Raw genomic sequence first — 16,352 nt, 5'->3', positions numbered from 1 at the left:
TTCACTCGCTCCGGTGGTCGTCGGGGGTGGCGGGGCCGACGGGACCGCCGGGGGCCGGGGGCGCAGCCGGAACCTGGGCCCCGGCCGGGCGGCCGAGCCGGACGGTGTCGTCGGTCAGCAGGTCGGCGGCGCTCTCGCGGCGGCCCCTGGTCGGGTCGGGCGCGGGCCTCCCGTCGCCGACAGCGGGGGCGGGGAAGGGGTCGGGGTCGGGGGTCGGAGCGAGGGCCGACGCGGATCCGGCCAGGGCGCCGGGGCCGTCACGGAACAGCCGCTCCACGACGACCGTCGGGGTGGGCTCGGCGGGCTCGGCCTGGCGGGGGGTGACGCCCAGGGCGGAGAGGGCGGTCGCGGCTGAGGCGGCTGGCAGGGCGCGGGTGGGCAGCGCCGCCTCGTCCCGGTGGTGGGCGTCCGCCGGACGGGCCTCCGGGCGGCGGGCGCCCCGGTGGCGAGGGACGGTGACGGCCGGGACGGCGGAGGCCGGTTCCTGAGCGGGCTCAGGGCCGATTTCAGGGCCGGGTTCGGGGCCCGGCTCGGCAGCGGTGGGGCCCGGCTGGACACGGAGGTGGCCGGAGCGGCCCGATGCGGCCGGCAGGGCGACCCGGGGCGCCGGCTGCTCGACCACCCGGTCGGCCAGCTCGTGCAGCAGGATGCCGTGGCGATAGGCGAGTTCACCGATCTCGGTACGGTCGACGCCCGCCACCGCGAGGCCCGCGCCGCCGTCCCGCCGCACCTCGGCGCCCTGACTGACCAGCAGGTCGGCCAGCCGCGCCATCTGTGGCCCGCGGACGGCCACTTCGGGGCTGAGCCTGGTCCGGCGGAACTCCGCCACCGGCTGGTCCGCCACCAGCCGGCCGCGGTCCAGCGTGATGACCCGGTCGGCGAGCTGCGCGGCCTCCTGCGGGGTGCGGGTGGTCACCAGGACCGTCCCGCCGGCGACGCCGAACGAGTGCAGGAAGGAGTGGAACCACTCGACGTTGCGCGGGGACAGGCCCTCGGTCGGCGCGTCCAGCAGCAGCGTGCCGGGGTCGCCGAGCAGGGCCGCGGCGAGGGCCAGCCGGCGGTGCATGCCGGGCGAGAAGCTGCGCAGCCGCTGCCCTGCGACGGCGGCCAGCCGGGTCTGCTCCAGCAGTTCGTCGGCCCGCCGTGCGGGGGCGCCGACCGCCGCGGCCAGCATCCGCAGGTGGCCGTGCGCCTTGCGGCCCGGGTGGCCCGCCACGGCGTCCGCGCCCGGCCCGGGGCCGGGCAGCAGCACGCCGACCTCGCGCTCGGGGCGGCGCAGCCGGCGGTAGGTGCGGCCGGCGAAGAGCGTGATGCCCTGGCCACGTTCGAGTTCGAGCATCAGCCGCAGCGCGGTGGACTTGCCCGCGCCCTCGGCGCCGAGCAGCGCGGTCACCATGCCGGGCCGGGCGTCGAAGGTCAGATCGAGCACCGCGGGCGGCGCGCCCTTGCGGTAGACCTTGGTCAGTCCGGTGATCTGGATCATCGCTGCCTGCTCCCATGCCCTCGGCCGACCTGCCCGACGCGGGGCGCCCCCTGGTGTGTTGGCGCGTGCCAGCACGGCCCCGCGCCAGCACATTAGGGGCCGGTGGCGGAGATTCCGGGCATTACGGGAGCGGCGCGGGCCCGTCGGCCACCCACCTCACCCGATCAGGGGACAATCCGATCCTGCGATTCCCGGGTCGGGGGGAGTCGGCGGCGGGCTTGGGCCGGGTCAGGACTCCGGGCGCAGCATGGGCGGGTTGAGGACGGTCGCGCCGCCCGCAGTGAACAGCTGGGCGGGGCGGCCGCCCTGACGGGTCGTCGTGCCGCCGGAGGGCAGCAGGAAGCCGGGGGTGCCGGTGACCTTGCGGTGGAAGTTCCGCGGGTCCAGGACCACGCCCCAGACCGCTTCGTAGACCCGGCGCAGCTCGCCGACGGTGAACTCGGTGGGGCAGAAGGCGGTGGCGAGGGAGGAGTACTCGATCTTGGAGCGGGCGCGTTCCACGCCGTCGGCGAGGATCAGCCCGTGGTCGAAGGCGAGCGGGACGCCGTCGACCGGGCTCCGGCCGAGCAGTTCGCCGACCGGGGCCCAGCGGGCGCTGCTGGCGTCGCCGCCGGCCCGGGGGGTCGGCAGGTCGGGGGCGAGGACCAGGTAGGCGACGCTGACCACCCGCATCCGGGGGTCGCGCTGCGGGTGACCGTAGGTGGCGAGCTGCTCCAGGTGGGCACCGGCCGCGCCGGGGCCGACCGCCTCGTGGCCGGGGGCGGAGTGTGCGCGCAGGCCGGTCTCCTCGGCCAGCTCCCGGGAGGCGGCCTCGGCCAGGCCCTCGTCCGGGCGGACGAAGCCGCCGGGCAGTGCCCAGTACCCCTGGAACGGCGGCTCGCCGCGTCTGACCAGCAGGGCGCAGAGCGCGTGGTCGCGCACCGTCAGCACCACCAGGTCAACCGTGACAGCGAACGGGGGGAAGGCCGACGGATCGTAGCGCGACATGGCGACGATCATAGTCGTCTCTCTGACGATAAGCACAGGCCCGTACACGGACCGCGCCCGGCCCGTCTGAGGTGTCGCCGGAGCCGGGCGGGCCCGGGCAGGGGTGTCAGCGGGCGACCAGTTGCAGCTCCGCGGAGGCCTCCTCGACCATCGCCACGCCGATCCGGCTCACCCGGACCGAGAAGGGCTCGCCGGCGACCCGCAGGCCGGTCAACTCCAGCTCGCCGAGCGGAGCGGTGCTGGCCGGGCGGACCAGGACCCGGCCGCCCGGCACGTCGGGGCGGACTCCGGCGAGCGCGAACACCGCGTGCGCGGCGCCGGCCGCCGAGACCGCCGCCGGGCGGCAGGCGGCCGGGTGCGGCACCGGCGGGCAGCCGGGGATGCGCTGCTCCCCCGCGTACATCTCGGGCAGCCGCCCCTCGTAGTGTGCGGCCGCGGCGAGCAGGCCCTCCAGCAGGGCGCCGGCCTCGTTCTCGTGGCCGGCTTCGGCCAGCCCGGCGATCGCCAGCGCGGTTTCGTGGACCCGCACCGCGCCGCCGCGGTGGCCCAGCGGGTTGAAGCGGGGGGACTTGGCGCTGAGCGTGCGCAGGCCCCAGCCGCTGTCCAGCTCCGGCGCGGCCAGGCGCTGGGCCAGCAGTCGGGTCTGTTCCCGGTCCAGCAGGCTCTCGTGCCGGCCGCCGTCGGCGGCGAGCCCGGTGTCCAGCAGGTGCACCAGGCAGGAGGCGACGGCCGGCAGCGGCTGGCCGCCCGGCGCCAGCGCGGCGGCGGGGCGGCCGCCGGAGAGGTCGTCGATCCAGAACCGCTCGCGGAAGCGCCCGCGCAGTTCGGCGGCCCAGCGACGCCACTCCTCGGCGCCGGGGCGGCCGAAGGCCTCCAGCAGTTCGGCGCCGTGCAGGGCGGCGCGGTGGGCCTGCGCCTGGACCTCGGCCCGGGCGGCCACCGGGTGGGCGGCGCGGTCCTCCGCCGGGCGGCTGAGGTCGGTGACGAAGCCGTCGACCAGGTCCTCGCGGAGGGCGGCCAGGGCCCGCTCGGCGGCCGGGAGCAGGTCGGCGGTCTCCGCACGGGGCAGGCCCCAGCGCCAGGCCTCGGCCAGCACGGTGACGAACAGCAGGGTGGCCTCGGTGGCGGTGCAGGTGGGCGGCAGCTCGGGGCCGCCGTGCCGGAGGGCGCCGGGCAGCAGGCCTTCGGTGCGGCCCGGGGCGGCGGCGGGCTGCTGACGGCGGGCCAGCGCCCGGAGGGTGCCGGCGGCGAGCCGGGTGCCGAGCGGCAGGGTCAGCCGGGCGGCCCAGAGCGCGTCGGCCGGGGCGAGGCCGAAGCGCCAGGGCGCGCCGGAGGCCGGGTAGAGGTCGGTGGGCCGGTCAGGGTCGGCGAACAGCAGCCCGCCGAGGGCGTCCAGGGAGCGGGTGACCAGCAGGGCGGCGCGGGCGTCGTCGCTGCGGACCTCCGGTTCGGCCCAGGGCAGCGGCACGCCCGTGCCCCGCCCGCCGGGCGGCCGCGGGCCGGGGGCGGTGCTCTCCAGTTCGGCGCGCAGCTCGACCGACCAGCGGGCGCCGGGTTGCACCTCCAAGTCCCACCGGAGCACCCCGGCCCCGGCCAGCACCGCGTGCGGGGAGGGCTTGGCGCTGACCACCGCGCTGTGCGCCGGACCGGCCCAGCGCAGCCCGGCGGACTGCACCTGGCCCGGCAGGTCGGCCGGGCGGTGCCCGGCGGCGATCTCGGCGACCGGGCCGAGGTCGGTGCCGAGGGCGATCTCCATCGGGAGCCGGGCGGGACGGCCGCCGGTGTTGCGCACGATGACGGTCTCCACTCCGTCCGCGTGGCGCAGCCGCTCGACGGTGAGCGCCGGGTCCGGGTCGAGGTCGCCGGGGAGCCGGACGGCGCCGAGGAAGCGGGCCTGCGCGGTGCTGGTCAGGGCGCCCTGGAGCGGCAGCGGCTCCATGCCGCCCAGACGCAGCTCCATCCGGGCGAGCACCCGGACGCCGTTGCGGTAGAAGCCGTGCAGGCCGTGGCCGCGCAGCTGGCCGTCCGGTCCGGAGGCGGCCATCGCGGGGGCGTTGACGCAGAGCACCGCGTGGTGGACGGCGGGGGGCTGTGGCCTTGGCGGGGCCGCGAGCCGACTCGGACCGACGGGTGCCCCCGCCGGTCCGGCCGTCTGGACCTGGTCGGGACGGCCGACCGGTCTCGGCGCGCCGACCACGCTTTCGGCCGGCATGGCCTGTGGTGGCCTCATGGCGGTCACCGGACTCTCCTCCCCTCGGCGGTCCGGTGGCCTGGTCAGGCCGGTGGGCCGCGAGCACGCGCGATCGCGTGCTGATGGTGCCGGGCCGGCGGGGTGCCCCGCCGGCGGGTGTGCCGTGTCTGGCCGTACCCGGTGCCGGGCCGTGCCATGCGGTGCGCGGTACCGGGCCGGTACCGGCGCTCCGCGCCTTCGCCTCGGGCCCGCCGCGGTGCCCGGTACGTCGTCAGGTCCGGCGGCCCGGACCGCCGGTGGCGCCCGGCCCGTGGGCCGCGGCGGCGGCCGGGCCAGGTGACCCGAGCGGGCCCCGCACGCTCCGGCACCCCGGCGCCGTGGCCGCCCCGCTCGGCGGGCGGTCCGCCCGGGACCTGCCGCCGGACGGCCGTCAGCCGGTCGCCGGGCCCCCGGGGTGAACGCCGCGCACCGCCTCCAGGTCACGCCCGGCGACGGGTGCGGCCCGTCGAGCCCGGCCCGCCGGGCGGTCGTGCCGCAGCCGTCGAGCCGTCACGGTCGGGCCGCCACCGGGCTGCCACCAGGGCGGCGCGGTCTCGCCGTCGGGTGGTAGCGGCTGCGCCCGGGTCCGCGGCCTGCCGTGCAACCCGCCCCGGCCCGGCATCGTATGCCTGGCCGAGTGGGCGGTGGCCGTCGAACCGGTGCCCGACCGCGGTCAGGATACGGTGCGGGGGTCGCGGCACCCGCACCCGGTGACCCCGTGAGCCGCGACCTGACCGCTGTGACCAGCAGAGACCGAGGAGTTGCATGTCCACCGTCAGCCGGCTGCCCGGGATTGTTACGACCGACCACGTCTTCCAGGCCCCCCTCGACCACGCCGACCCGCAGGGCGAGCAGATCGAGGTGTACGCCCGCGAGGTGGTGGCCGCCGGCCGCGAGCAGGCCGACCTGCCCTGGCTGGTCTTCCTCCAAGGCGGGCCCGGCGGCAAGGCCGCCCGCCCGCTCGGCCGCGACGCCTGGCTGGAACGCGCCCTCGACGACTACCGGGTGCTCCTGCTCGACCAGCGCGGCACCGGTCGCTCCTCGCCCGCGACCCGGCAGACCCTCGCCCGGCGCGGCGGTGCCCAGGAGCAGGCGGACTACCTGGCGCACTTCCGCGCGGACTCGATCGTGCGGGACGCCGAGCTGATCCGCCACCAGCTGCTCGGCGCGGACCGGCGCTGGAGCGTGCTCGGCCAGAGCTTCGGCGGCTTCTGCACCCTCACCTACCTCTCCTTCGCCCCCGAGGGCCTGGCCGAGGCCTTCATCACCGGCGGTCTGTCCGGCCTCGGCAGTTCGGCGGACGACGTCTACCGCGCCGCCTACCCGCGGGTGGTCCACAAGAACGAGGACCACTACGCCAGGTTCCCGCAGGACGTCGAGGCGGTACGGCGGATCGCCGCGCACCTCGCCGCCGCCCCCGCGACGCTGCCCGACGGCGGCCTGCTGACCGTCGAGGCGTTCCAGGCCCTCGGGCTGATGCTCGGCGGCGGCAGCGGCTACGGCACCCTGCACTACCTGCTGGAGGAGGCCTGGGTGGACGGCGCGGCCGGCCCCGAGCTGTCCGACACCTTCCTGGCCGGTGTCCAGGCCAAGCTCTCCTTCGCGGAGGGCCCGCTGTACGCCGTGCTGCACGAGTCGATCTACGGCCAGCGCTCGGTGGACCAGGGCGGCACCGCCTGGTCGGCCGAGCGGGTCCGCAAGGAGTTCCCGCAGTTCGACGCCCGGGCGGCGCTGGACTCCGGCGCACCGGTGCTGTTCACCGGGGAGATGATCTACCCCTGGATGTTCGACACCGACCCGGCGCTGCGCCCGCTGAAGGAGACCGCGGACCTGCTGGCCGCCCGCACCGACTGGCCCGACCTGTACGACCCGGCGCGGCTGGCCGCCAACACCGTCCCCGTCGTGGCGGCGGTCTACCACGACGACATGTACGTGGACACCGCCGACTCGCTGGCGACCGCCCGCGCGGTGCGCGGTCTGCGGACCTGGATCACCAACGAGTGGGAGCACGACGGCCTTCGGGCGAGCGGTGGCAAGGTGCTCGACCGTCTGATCAAGCTGGCGCACGGCGAGGCCTAGCGAAGCCCGCCCGGGCCGGGCGGCGAGGTTCCGGACGGCCCCTGGCGGACGCCCGGCGAGGTCAGCGCGCATGGTGGGCTCCCCTCGCCGCCCGACGGACGCCCCGGCACCGGTGGCGCCCGGCGGCCGACGGTGCGGCGGCGGCCCGGGACACCGCTGCCCGGCCGAGCCGCAGGCCCCGGGCGGACCGCTGCCGGGGCACCGGAGCGCACCCGGGCACCGGCAGCAGGGCGAGCGGGCCCGGACCGTCCGGACGCGGCGTCGGCTCGGCGGGGCCGACCGGGCCGACGGGGCCGTGCTCGGCCGCCGCCGCTGTGGCCTGAGCCGCCTTCGAGGTCTTCCGGCGAGCGGGCCGCCGGCGGCGTGAGGCCCCCGCCGGCCCGGGCAGCCCCGACGGCCCACCGCGGCCCGCCTGGTCACCACCCGGGCCCTCGGTGGGCGCCGACCCCGGTTCACCGCCGGGCACCGACACGGGCCCAGCCGCCTCGCGCCGCCGACGCTGCGCCTCGACCGCCGCGAGCAGCGCGTCGGGCGTCATACCGTCGTTCAACGACTCGTACAGCAGCTCGGCCAGCAGGTAGGACGGGTCGAGGCGGAGGACGTGGCCCAGCACGACGCGGGCCGTCGCGGTGTCCCCCGCCACCCAGGAGGCCCAGGCCAGCAGGGTGAGCGGGGCCACCGCGCAGCCCTCGTAGGGCGGCACGGCGCGCCGGGCGAGGAAGCGCCAGAGCCGCTCGGCGGGCGCGAGCTCGGCGGGCCGGGTGTACTCGACTCCGCGATCCCGGGTGAGGCGGTCCCGCAGGGCGACCAGCAGCCGGGCCGCCCGCTCCTCGTCGAGCTCCCGGGCCCCGGCCGCGAACTCGGCGAAGGCCTGGTCGAGCAGGCAGGCGCCCTGCTCCTGGACGGACGCACCCCCGGAGCCCCCATCGCCGTCAGCACCGTTGGCGGCCTCGGCCGCCTCGGCCGCCTCGGCCCGGGCGAGCGCCGCGCGCTGGGCGTCCGCCCCCGGCGGGCCGATCGGGGCCAGCCCGCCGATGATCGCCTTCCGGCTACCGCGCGGCGCGAGGCCGGCGAACGCCGCGGCGGCGGCCGCCGGGCCCGGGCCGGGGGCACGGCGGATCGGGTTGCCCGCCGGATCGCAGCACCCGACGCGGCGGCAGAGGAAGGACCACCAGCGGCCGTCCGAGACGCAGAGCGACTCCTTGACGGCCACCCCCCTGCGTCCGAAGGCCGCGCGGAGGTCGCCCGCCAGGGGCCGCAGGCCGTCCACCACCGGAGGGGCGTGCGCCGTGATCGGATCCTGGCAGAGGTAGAGGAGCACCTGGACCGGCCGCTCGCCGTGCCGCTCGGAGAGCGCGACCAGCAGGGCGGCCGTCTCCTCCGCCGCAGCCGGCCACTGCTCGGGCGACTCCGGGACGTCCGCCCGGATCACTCCGCCCTGGTGCAGGTCGGGGCCCTGGAGGCCGACCGCGACGATGCTGTCGTCGGGGTAGAACCCCAGGAGGTAGGGCAGCAGCTCGGCCATGTCGGCCGGGCCGTGCATGGTGACCGGACGGTGGCCGGAGGACGGGCCGAGGGACAGGGTGACGCGCTCGTTGTTCATGACGCTCCCGTTGTTCATGACGCTCCGGTTGTTCGCGGCGTTCATGACCGGAAGCGTGACGCAATCCGAGAGACGCACCGGATTTTTCTCTTTTCCTGTGGATAACTCGGCCCTCGTTTTCCGCTTCCCTCATTCGGAGCACACCGAGCCCACTCCCCCGGGTGATTAGTCGGCGGCCGTTCAGCTGAGGAGCTGATGAAATACATCCGGCCTCCACCTCTCCGCAGCCCCGGCATTCGCCCCATGTCAGCGGCTCGGGGTTACATGGACGCCATGCAGCAGTCCGAGAACCACACCACCGCCACCGCCGACCGCGCCGAGGTCCGGGCGCGGGCCGAGGCCGTCCTGCGCGAGCTCGCCGGGCCCGGGGCCGCCCTGCGCGAGGACCAGTGGACGGCCATCGAGGCCCTCGTGGTCGACCACCGCCGCGCCCTGGTCGTGCAGCGCACCGGCTGGGGGAAGTCCGCGGTCTACTTCATCTCCACCGCCCTGCTCCGGGCCCGGGGCGCCGGGCCGACGGTGATCGTCTCCCCGCTGCTCGCCCTGATGCGCAACCAGGTCGAGTCGGCGGCCCGGGCCGGCATCCACGCCCGGACCATCAACTCGGCCAACACCGACGAGTGGGACGAGATCCAGGCCGAGGTCTCCGCCGGGAAGGTCGACGTCCTGCTGGTCAGCCCCGAGCGGCTGAACAACCCCGACTTCCGCGACCAGGTGCTGCCCAAGCTCGCCGCCTCCACCGGCCTCCTCGTGGTCGACGAGGCCCACTGCATCTCGGACTGGGGCCACGACTTCCGCCCCGACTACCGCCGACTGCGCACGATGCTCGCCGAGCTCCCGCCCGGCGTCCCGGTGCTGGCCACCACCGCCACCGCCAACGCCCGGGTCACCGCGGACGTCGCCGAGCAGCTCGGCACCGGCAGCACCGACGAGCACGCCCTGGTGCTGCGCGGGCCCCTCGACCGGGAGAGCCTCACCCTGGGCGTGCTGCCCCTGCCCGACCCGGCGCACCGCCTGGCCTGGCTCGCCGACCACCTCGACCGGCTGCCGGGCTCGGGCATCGTCTACACCCTGACGGTGGCCGCCACCGAGGAGGTGACGGCCTTCCTGCGCGAGCGGGGCTTCCCGGTGGCCTCCTACTCCGGCCGCACCGAGGACGCCGAGCGCCGCACCGCCGAGGCCGACCTGCTGGCCAACCGGGTCAAGGCACTGGTCGCCACCTCCGCGCTGGGCATGGGCTTCGACAAGCCCGACCTGGGCTTCGTGGTGCACCTCGGCTCGCCCAGCTCGCCGATCGCCTACTACCAGCAGGTCGGCCGGGCCGGGCGCGGCGTCGACCGGGCCGAGGTGCTGCTGCTGCCCGGGCGCGAGGACGAGGCGATCTGGCGCTACTTCGCCTCGCTGGCCTTCCCGCCGGAGGAACAGGTGCGCCGCACCATCGACGCGCTGGCCGAGGCCGGCCGGCCGCTGTCCACCGCCGCACTGGAGCCGCGGGTGGACCTGCGCCGCACCCGGCTGGAGACCATGCTCAAGGTGCTCGACGTGGACGGCGCCGTCCGCCGGGTCAAGGGCGGCTGGACGGCCACCGGGCAGAGCTGGGCGTACGACACCGCCCGGTACGCCAAGGTCGCGGCCTCCCGCGAGGCCGAACAGCGGGCGATGCGCGAGTACGCGGCGACCACCGGCTGCCGGATGGAGTTCCTGCGCCGCCAGCTGGACGACGAGCAGGCCCGTCCGTGCGGCCGGTGCGACAACTGCGCGGGGCCGCTGCACACCGCCGAGGTCTCCGCCGAGGCGCTGGACGCGGCCCGGGCCGCCCTCGGCCGCCCGGGCATCAGCTTCGAGCCGCGCCGGCTCTGGCCCACCGGGATGGACTCCCTCGGCGTGCCCCTCAAGGGCCGGATCCCGGCGGGCGAGCAGGCCGAGAACGGGCGGGCGCTCGGCCGACTGTCCGACATCGGCTGGGGCACCCGGCTGCGCACCCTGCTGGCCGACCAGGCCCCGGACGTACCGGTCCCAGGCGAGGCCGTGGACGCGCTGGTCGCGGTGCTCGCCGACTGGGCCCGCGGCCCCGGCGGCTGGGCCGGGCCCGCGACGGCGGACGGCGCCCGGCTGGAGCGGCCGGTCGGCGTGGTGGTCATGGCCTCCTCCACCCGCCCCCAGCTGGTGGGCAGCCTCGGTGCACGGATCGCCGAGATCGGCCGACTGCCGCTGCTCGGCCGAATCGAGTACGCCGACGGTCGCCCCCCGCACGGCGCGCGCAGCAACAGCGCCCAGCGACTGCACTCGCTGGCCGGCGCGCTGACGCTGCCGCCGGAGGTGGCGCAGGCGGTGGCCGAGGCCGGCGGCCCGGTGCTGCTGGTGGACGACCTCGTCGACTCGGGCTGGACGGTCACCGTCGCCGCCAGGCTGCTGCGCCGTGCCGGGGCGAGCGCGGTGTTGCCCCTGGTGCTGGCCGTGCAGGGGTGACCGGGCGGCAGCGGGCCGCCACTCCACCAATCACTCGAATGGCCTAACGAAGGGAGAAAGCAGCCCACGCGCGAACACGCGGGACGCCGGAGCGGGGAAAGGAGTGGTCACCGTGCCGAGAGCCGTTCACCGGACCCCGCACACGGTCTGGATCAAGGTCCGACGCCGCCCGAACAACGCTCGGAACGCGGTGGAACATATCCGGCGGAACGTGGGCTTTCGGGTGGCGTTCATCGTTTCATCGTTGCCGCTCCACCCCGGATACCGCGAGAATTGGCGCGTACCCGAAACCCTGTCCGCTGGACCCGGCCTTCGGCGTACCCACGTACCCGCGTGCCAGTGGGTCAGGAAGGAGGATCGTGATCAACGGTATCGGCCGAGGTCAGCATCCCCTCGCCCGGAGTTCGGCGCCCAGACGGCTGCTGGACCTGGAGACCTGGACCGCCTCGGGGATCCCGTTGCTGCGCGACCCGCGCGAGTTCGTCGTGGAACTGCACCAGCGCCACCTGCCCCAGCCGGGCACGGTCGTGATCGCCGTCCTCAACGCGCTGCACCACGTGTCCGCCTCGGCCTCGTTCACGCCCTGGCCACACGACACCGACGGCTGGCAGCACCGCAACGCCCTGCTCACGCACCTGCGCCAGATCACCCCGCACGACCTGCGGCTGGCCGAACCGACCCGTACGGCCGTGGTGTTGCGCTGCCGCGAGGGCGCGCCCGGCTGGACGGAGCAGGACGGCGCCTGGATGTGGGCGCTGCGGGACGCGGCCGGCCTGCACGGCCTGCGCTGCGGCTCGTACATCGGGCTCACCCCGGCGGGCTGGCACGTCCTCGGGGACGGCCGGAGCGGACGCGATCCGCACGCGGGCTCGTGGGCGGACAGGGTGGTGCACACCGTCACGGAACTGCCGCCGCGCTCGGCGCTGGACGCCCCGCGCGGCCAACGCGCCCGGCAGCAGGCGGCCGAACGGGCCCAGCACGCCCGGCAGTCCGAGCACCCGTGGCCCCCGGCGCGGGTCGCCGCCGTCCAGCCCGCCCGGCGCACCGGCACCCGCTGACCCCGCTGGTCCCACCGACACCCACGGGCCACGGCCACAGACGACGGTCACGGACGACGCCACGGCCGGGGCCGACCCGAAGGCCCGACAGCCGACACCCGGACCAGGCACCAGGACCAGCCACGGATCGGCCCGCGCCCCGGACCCGGACCGTACGTACGCCCTCGCCGCCACCGGGGCACGACGGACCCGGGCCCGGCACCGTACGGCACCGGGCCCGGGGTGGCTCGGTCGTGGTCAGGCGCCGGTCGAACGACCGGGCGCGGTTCCGGCCGCCCCGGCGGCGACCGGGCCGGCGTCACCGCAGACCACGAGCAGCGCGGTCGTGTGGCCGATCGCCTTGGCGTGGGCCTCGGCGGCCCGGACGGCCGTCCCGCCGTTGACCACCAGGACGACCACCTCCCGGCGCACCGGGCGGGTCAGCGCGACGTCCGCGTAGAACACGTCCCCGCCCTCGGCGAGCTGCGCCCAGTAGCGCTCCTCGCCGAAGGAGAGTTCGTGCTGCTGCCAGGGGTGCGCCTCGCCGACCGTCAGCACCAGGATGTCGCCCGGATTGCGGCCGGCGTCCAGCAGTCGGTCGACCGCGCCGTCCGCGCGTTCCAGCGCCTGCGCCGGGGTGGCGGCGACGCGCTGGATCTCGACCTGCGGTTCGGTGCCGCCCGAACGGCGCTGCGCCGACGAGGGCTTGGGGATCAGTCGCGGCGGACCGGAGCGGTCGGCGCGCGGGGGCGCCGGGCGCGGCGGTCCCGGACGGGGGCCGGGCACCGGAACGGCGGCGACGGTGGTGGGTGCGGTGGAAGAAGCGCCGCCGTTGGCAGGCGCGCGGAGGGCTTGTGCGTCCGACTCGCGGGGGAAGGGAACGCCGGGGCCCGGGAGGCTCTCGTGAATCTCCGACTCCTCGGGGAAGACAGGCATACCCGGATATCTATCAAATGCCGCTCGAACACGCACGCGCACCCCACCCATTGGGCACCGCACACCCACCGCTCCACCCAGGCAATTCCAGACGGACCGTCAGAAACCGAGCGTCAACTGTTCGTCGGCGGAGCCTTCGGCCGCACCCGCGACGTCCCGGACGCGCTTCAGGTGCCGCCACTTCGGCAGCGCGTCCAGGTATGCCCAGGAGAGTCGGTGATGCCCGGTGGGGCCGAACTCCTCCAGCGCGGCGCGGTGCACCGGGGACGGGTAACCGGCGTTGTCCGCGAAGCCGTATTCCGGGCATTCCTCGCCCAGTTCGGCCATCAGCCCGTCGCGGTGGACCTTGGCGAGCACCGAGGCGGCGGAGACGCAGATGCAGGACTGGTCGCCCTTGATCACCGTGCGCACCCGCCAGGGGCCGCCCAGGTAGTCGTGCTTGCCGTCCAGGATCACCGCGTCGGGCTCGACCGGCAGCGCCTCCAGCGCGCGGACGGCGGCCAGCCGCAGCGCCGCCGTCATGCCGAGTTCGTCGCACTCCTGCGGCGAGGCATGGCCGAGCGCGTAGGCGGTGACCCAGTCGGCGAGGACCGGGGCGAGCGCGCGGCGGCGCAGTTCGGTGAGCAGCTTGGAGTCGGTCAGCCCCTCCGGGGCCTTGCGCAGACCGGTGACGGCCGCGCCCACGGTGACCGGGCCGGCCCAGGCGCCGCGCCCGACCTCGTCCAGGCCGACGACGATCTTGGCGCCGGCCCGGCGGAGCGAGCGCTCGACGGAGTGCGTCGGCGGGACGATGGGCATCGCGAGTTCCGTTCGGCGGAGGGGCAGCCCGTTCAGCTGGGCAGCATCCAGCCTAAGCCCCGCCGCTCGGCCGCCCGGGCCGGCCGCCGACAGCCCCGCCCGCGAAGCCGCGGCCACAGCCGGAGCCGCAGCCGGAGCCACAGCCACAGCCACGGACGCCCTCAGGCGCGGATCAGCGGACGCAGCACCTCGTCCAGCAGCCGGGCCCCGAAGTCCGGCCCCATGTTCTCCCGGCCGCAGATCTTCACCTGGTAGAGCAGCATCGCCGGGACGACGTCCGCGACCAGCGCGGTGGCCGCGCCGGGCCGGACGTCGCCGCGGTCGGCGCCGCGGCGCAGGATGGCCAGGATGGTCTCCTTGGTCGGCTCGATCACCCGCTGGCCGATGAAGTCCTTGAACACCTCGGCCCGTTCATGGTCGATCTCGCCCATCAACGCCTGGATCGCGGCGCCCGTCGGGGAGTTCATCGCACCCATGAACAGCTCGATGAGCTGCCGCAATTCGAGATCCGCGGACCCGAGGTCGGGGGTGTCGTAGGGGCGTGGGAGAGTGGCGTCCAGGGCGTCGATGACCAGTTCGTCCTTGGACGCCCAGCGCCGGTAGAGCGCGGCCTTCCCGGTCCGCGCCGCGCCCGCGACGCCTTCCATCGTCAGCCGCGCGTATCCGCCGGAGGTGAGCTGGTCGATCGTGGCCTCGAAGATCGCGTTCTCCAACTCCTTCCCCCGGCGCCGCACCGGCCGCGTGAGGGCCTCGCGGGCGACCCGCATCGCACAGTGAGCCGCTGGCTCGGGCACCGCCCCCGGTCGCGCCGCGGGTGACGGGGGCGCGTCCGCCGTCTCAAGCGGTCGGGCGCCCGCCCGACCGGTCGCCCGGTCCGCCGTCAGGCGCCGCACCAACCGATCCATCGCCACCATCCTTAGGGAACGCTTGCGTTCACAATCAGGCCCAGGATATCGTCCACATTAGTGAACGATCCCGTTCCTTCCTAGCCCGCGCCAGACCGTGGGCTCACGCCGGACCAGTCGGTCCGCAGCGTACGAAGCACGCAGCCAGGCACATAGCCAGCAGGGGGCACAATCGTGGCTATCTCCGACACGATCAGCAAGAACTCACCACCACAGAGCAGTGGTCAGGGCCGGGGCAAGGGCATCACCCTGACCGTCATCGCGGCCACGCAGTTGATGGTGGTGCTCGACGCCACCATCGTGAACATCGCGTTGCCGCAGATCAGGGACGCGCTGAACTTCTCGACCACCAACCTGTCGTGGGTCATCAACGCCTACACGCTGACCTTCGGCGGGCTGCTGCTGCTCGGCGGGCGCGCGGGCGACATCCTCGGCCGCCGCCGGGTGTTCATCTTCGGAACCCTGCTGTTCGGATTCGCCTCCCTGCTGGGCGGATTCGCCCAGGACGGCGGGATGCTGCTGGCCGCCCGCGCGCTGCAGGGCATCGGCGGCGCGATCTGCTCACCGACGGCATTCGCCCTGATCGCCACCAACTTCGAGGAAGGGCCGGAACGCAACAAGGCGTTCGGCGTCTTCTCGGCGGTGGCCGGGTCCGGTGCCGCGATCGGCCTACTGGCCGGCGGTCTGCTCACCGAGTACCTGGACTGGCGCTGGGTCTTCTTCGTCAACGTGCCGATCGCGGCGCTGATCGCGCTCGCCGCACCGCGCTACATCGCCGAGTCCGAGCGCCACCCGGGCCGCTTCGACCTGCCGGGCGCACTCACCTCGACGCTCGGCCTGGTCGGCCTGGTCTACGGGTTCATCCGGGCCGCCTCGGACGGCTGGTCGGACAGCATCACGCTCGGTTCCTTCGCGGGCGGCGTGCTGCTGCTCGCCGCGTTCGTCGTGATCGAGAACCGCACCGACCAGCCGATCACCCCGCTGCACCTGCTCGCCAACCGCAACCGCACCGGCGGCCTGGTGATGATGCTCTGCCTGGCCGCGGCCATGTTCGGCATCTTCTTCTACATCACGCTCTTCGTGCAGGGCCCGCTCGGCTACAGCCCGCTGAAGGCCGGCGTGTCCTTCCTCCCGATCAGCGTGTCGATCATCATCGCCGCGCAGCTCGCCTCCAGCCTCCAGGCCAAGTACGGCCCGAAGCCGTTCATGGCGGGCGGCGCCCTGCTGGTCACCGTCGGCCTCACCTGGCTGACCCAGATGAGCAAGGACAGCGGCTACCTGGACGGGGTGCTCGGCCCCACGGTCATCTTCGGCTTCGGCATGGGCCTGATCTTCGTCCCGGTGATGCTGCTCGCGGTCGCGGGCGTCCCCGGCCAGGAGACCGGTGCCGCATCCGGCCTGCTGAACTCCATGCAGCAGATCGGCGGTTCGCTCGGCCTGTCGATCCTGACCACGGTCTTCGCGCACTACGCCACCGCCGAGGGCAAGCTCCAGCAGCCGAAGTTCCTCCAGTCGGCCACTCCGGACCAGCTGGCCTACCTCCAGCAGCACCACGAGTTCCCGAAGGGCACCGACGCCGCCAACTCGGTCCTCACCCAGGGGATTTCGCACGGCTTCATCGTGGGCGCCGCGCTCGCCGGGCTGGCGCTGGTGGTCTCGGTCTTCGTGATCAAGGCCAAGGCCAGCGACCTGCCGAGCGGGGCCTCCGGCGTCGCGATGCACTGAGCCCGACCAGGGCGCACACCGCACCACACCGGGCCGGCCGGGAGCAACACGCTCCTGGCCGGCCCGGCCGCTTTTCCCGGCTGCACTTCCCGGCCGCGCT

At 75.5% G+C, this 16,352-nt stretch carries 11 protein-coding genes; 4 read left to right on the top strand and 7 right to left on the bottom strand.

All coding sequences use genetic code 11. The features are described from left to right. Position 1: 1 nt before the first annotated feature. The 3 genes from ACFVTF_RS28005 to ACFVTF_RS27995 all read right to left on the bottom strand — a co-directional run bounded on the left by ACFVTF_RS28005 (position 2) and on the right by ACFVTF_RS27995 (position 4,700). A complete protein-coding gene (locus tag ACFVTF_RS28005; RefSeq protein WP_387817189.1) occupies positions 2–1,483 on the bottom strand; it encodes an ATP-binding cassette domain-containing protein in 1,482 nt (493 codons plus the stop codon). Positions 1,484–1,711: 228 nt separating this feature from the next. Continuing rightward, positions 1,712–2,470 (bottom strand): NUDIX domain-containing protein, encoded by a 759-nt coding sequence (locus tag ACFVTF_RS28000; protein ID WP_350880113.1) that lies wholly within the window; start codon positions 2,468–2,470, stop codon positions 1,712–1,714. A 106-nt stretch (positions 2,471–2,576) separates the two neighbouring features. Next, the gene (locus tag ACFVTF_RS27995) at positions 2,577–4,700 is read right to left on the bottom strand and encodes a glycogen debranching N-terminal domain-containing protein (protein WP_387817208.1); all 2,124 of its coding nucleotides are present in this window, start codon (positions 4,698–4,700) and stop codon (positions 2,577–2,579) included. 765 nt (positions 4,701–5,465) lie between these two features. Between ACFVTF_RS27995 and ACFVTF_RS27990 the strand changes: the two genes are divergently transcribed. Beyond that, complete coding sequence (locus tag ACFVTF_RS27990; RefSeq protein WP_387817188.1) at positions 5,466–6,779, top strand: alpha/beta fold hydrolase; 1,314 nt, start codon at positions 5,466–5,468, stop codon at positions 6,777–6,779. Between the two features lie 61 nt (positions 6,780–6,840). On the opposite strand, the gene ACFVTF_RS27985 is transcribed toward ACFVTF_RS27990, so the two are convergent. Then, positions 6,841–8,427 carry a DUF4192 family protein gene (locus ACFVTF_RS27985; protein WP_387817187.1) on the bottom strand — a complete coding sequence of 529 codons (1,587 nt, stop codon included), beginning with the start codon at positions 8,425–8,427 and terminating at the stop codon, positions 6,841–6,843. A 228-nt stretch (positions 8,428–8,655) separates the two neighbouring features. On the opposite strand from ACFVTF_RS27985, the gene ACFVTF_RS27980 reads away from it, so the two are divergent. Both ACFVTF_RS27980 and ACFVTF_RS27975 read left to right on the top strand, forming a co-directional pair. Continuing rightward, positions 8,656–10,851 (top strand): RecQ family ATP-dependent DNA helicase, encoded by a 2,196-nt coding sequence (locus ACFVTF_RS27980; protein WP_387817186.1) that lies wholly within the window; start codon positions 8,656–8,658, stop codon positions 10,849–10,851. A gap of 419 nt (positions 10,852–11,270) precedes the next feature. Next, positions 11,271–11,909, top strand: a complete 639-nt coding sequence (locus ACFVTF_RS27975) for a hypothetical protein (protein WP_387817207.1) — start codon at positions 11,271–11,273, stop codon at positions 11,907–11,909. A 237-nt stretch (positions 11,910–12,146) separates the two neighbouring features. On the opposite strand, the gene ACFVTF_RS27970 is transcribed toward ACFVTF_RS27975, so the two are convergent. The 3 genes from ACFVTF_RS27970 to ACFVTF_RS27960 form a co-directional block, all read right to left on the bottom strand. Next, the gene (locus ACFVTF_RS27970) at positions 12,147–12,824 is read right to left on the bottom strand and encodes a hypothetical protein (protein ID WP_387817185.1); all 678 of its coding nucleotides are present in this window, start codon (positions 12,822–12,824) and stop codon (positions 12,147–12,149) included. A gap of 99 nt (positions 12,825–12,923) precedes the next feature. Continuing rightward, positions 12,924–13,622 (bottom strand): ribonuclease HII, encoded by a 699-nt coding sequence (locus ACFVTF_RS27965; RefSeq protein ID WP_387817184.1) that lies wholly within the window; start codon positions 13,620–13,622, stop codon positions 12,924–12,926. Positions 13,623–13,783: 161 nt separating this feature from the next. Further along, on the bottom strand, positions 13,784–14,335 hold the full coding sequence (locus tag ACFVTF_RS27960) for a TetR/AcrR family transcriptional regulator (RefSeq protein ID WP_387817183.1): 552 nt from the start codon (positions 14,333–14,335) through the stop codon (positions 13,784–13,786). Positions 14,336–14,701: 366 nt separating this feature from the next. Between ACFVTF_RS27960 and ACFVTF_RS27955 the strand changes: the two genes are divergently transcribed. Next, positions 14,702–16,252 carry an MFS transporter gene (locus tag ACFVTF_RS27955; protein WP_371519016.1) on the top strand — a complete coding sequence of 517 codons (1,551 nt, stop codon included), beginning with the start codon at positions 14,702–14,704 and terminating at the stop codon, positions 16,250–16,252. Positions 16,253–16,352 lie beyond the last annotated feature (100 nt).

It is taken from the genome of Kitasatospora sp. NPDC057940, assembly GCF_042887425.1.
Taxonomy (GTDB): Bacteria; Actinomycetota; Actinomycetes; order Streptomycetales; family Streptomycetaceae; genus Kitasatospora.
Note: the sequence above shows the minus strand (reverse complement) of the source record. Positions and strands in the feature narration are given on the sequence as shown.

Bases quoted from the DNA above. Each gene is read 5' to 3' on its own strand.
- ACFVTF_RS27970 (WP_387817185.1), bottom strand. From the start codon at position 12,824: ATGCCTGTCTTCCCCGAGGAGTCGGAGATTCACGAGAGCCTCCCGGGC.
- ACFVTF_RS27980 (WP_387817186.1), top strand. From the start codon at position 8,656: ATGCAGCAGTCCGAGAACCACACCACCGCCACCGCCGACCGCGCCGAG.
- ACFVTF_RS28000 (WP_350880113.1), bottom strand. From the start codon at position 2,470: ATGTCGCGCTACGATCCGTCGGCCTTCCCCCCGTTCGCTGTCACGGTT.
- ACFVTF_RS27965 (WP_387817184.1), bottom strand. From the start codon at position 13,622: ATGCCCATCGTCCCGCCGACGCACTCCGTCGAGCGCTCGCTCCGCCGG.
- ACFVTF_RS27995 (WP_387817208.1), bottom strand. From the start codon at position 4,700: ATGAGGCCACCACAGGCCATGCCGGCCGAAAGCGTGGTCGGCGCGCCG.
- ACFVTF_RS27985 (WP_387817187.1), bottom strand. From the start codon at position 8,427: ATGAACGCCGCGAACAACCGGAGCGTCATGAACAACGGGAGCGTCATG.
- ACFVTF_RS27990 (WP_387817188.1), top strand. From the start codon at position 5,466: ATGTCCACCGTCAGCCGGCTGCCCGGGATTGTTACGACCGACCACGTC.
- ACFVTF_RS28005 (WP_387817189.1), bottom strand. From the start codon at position 1,483: ATGATCCAGATCACCGGACTGACCAAGGTCTACCGCAAGGGCGCGCCG.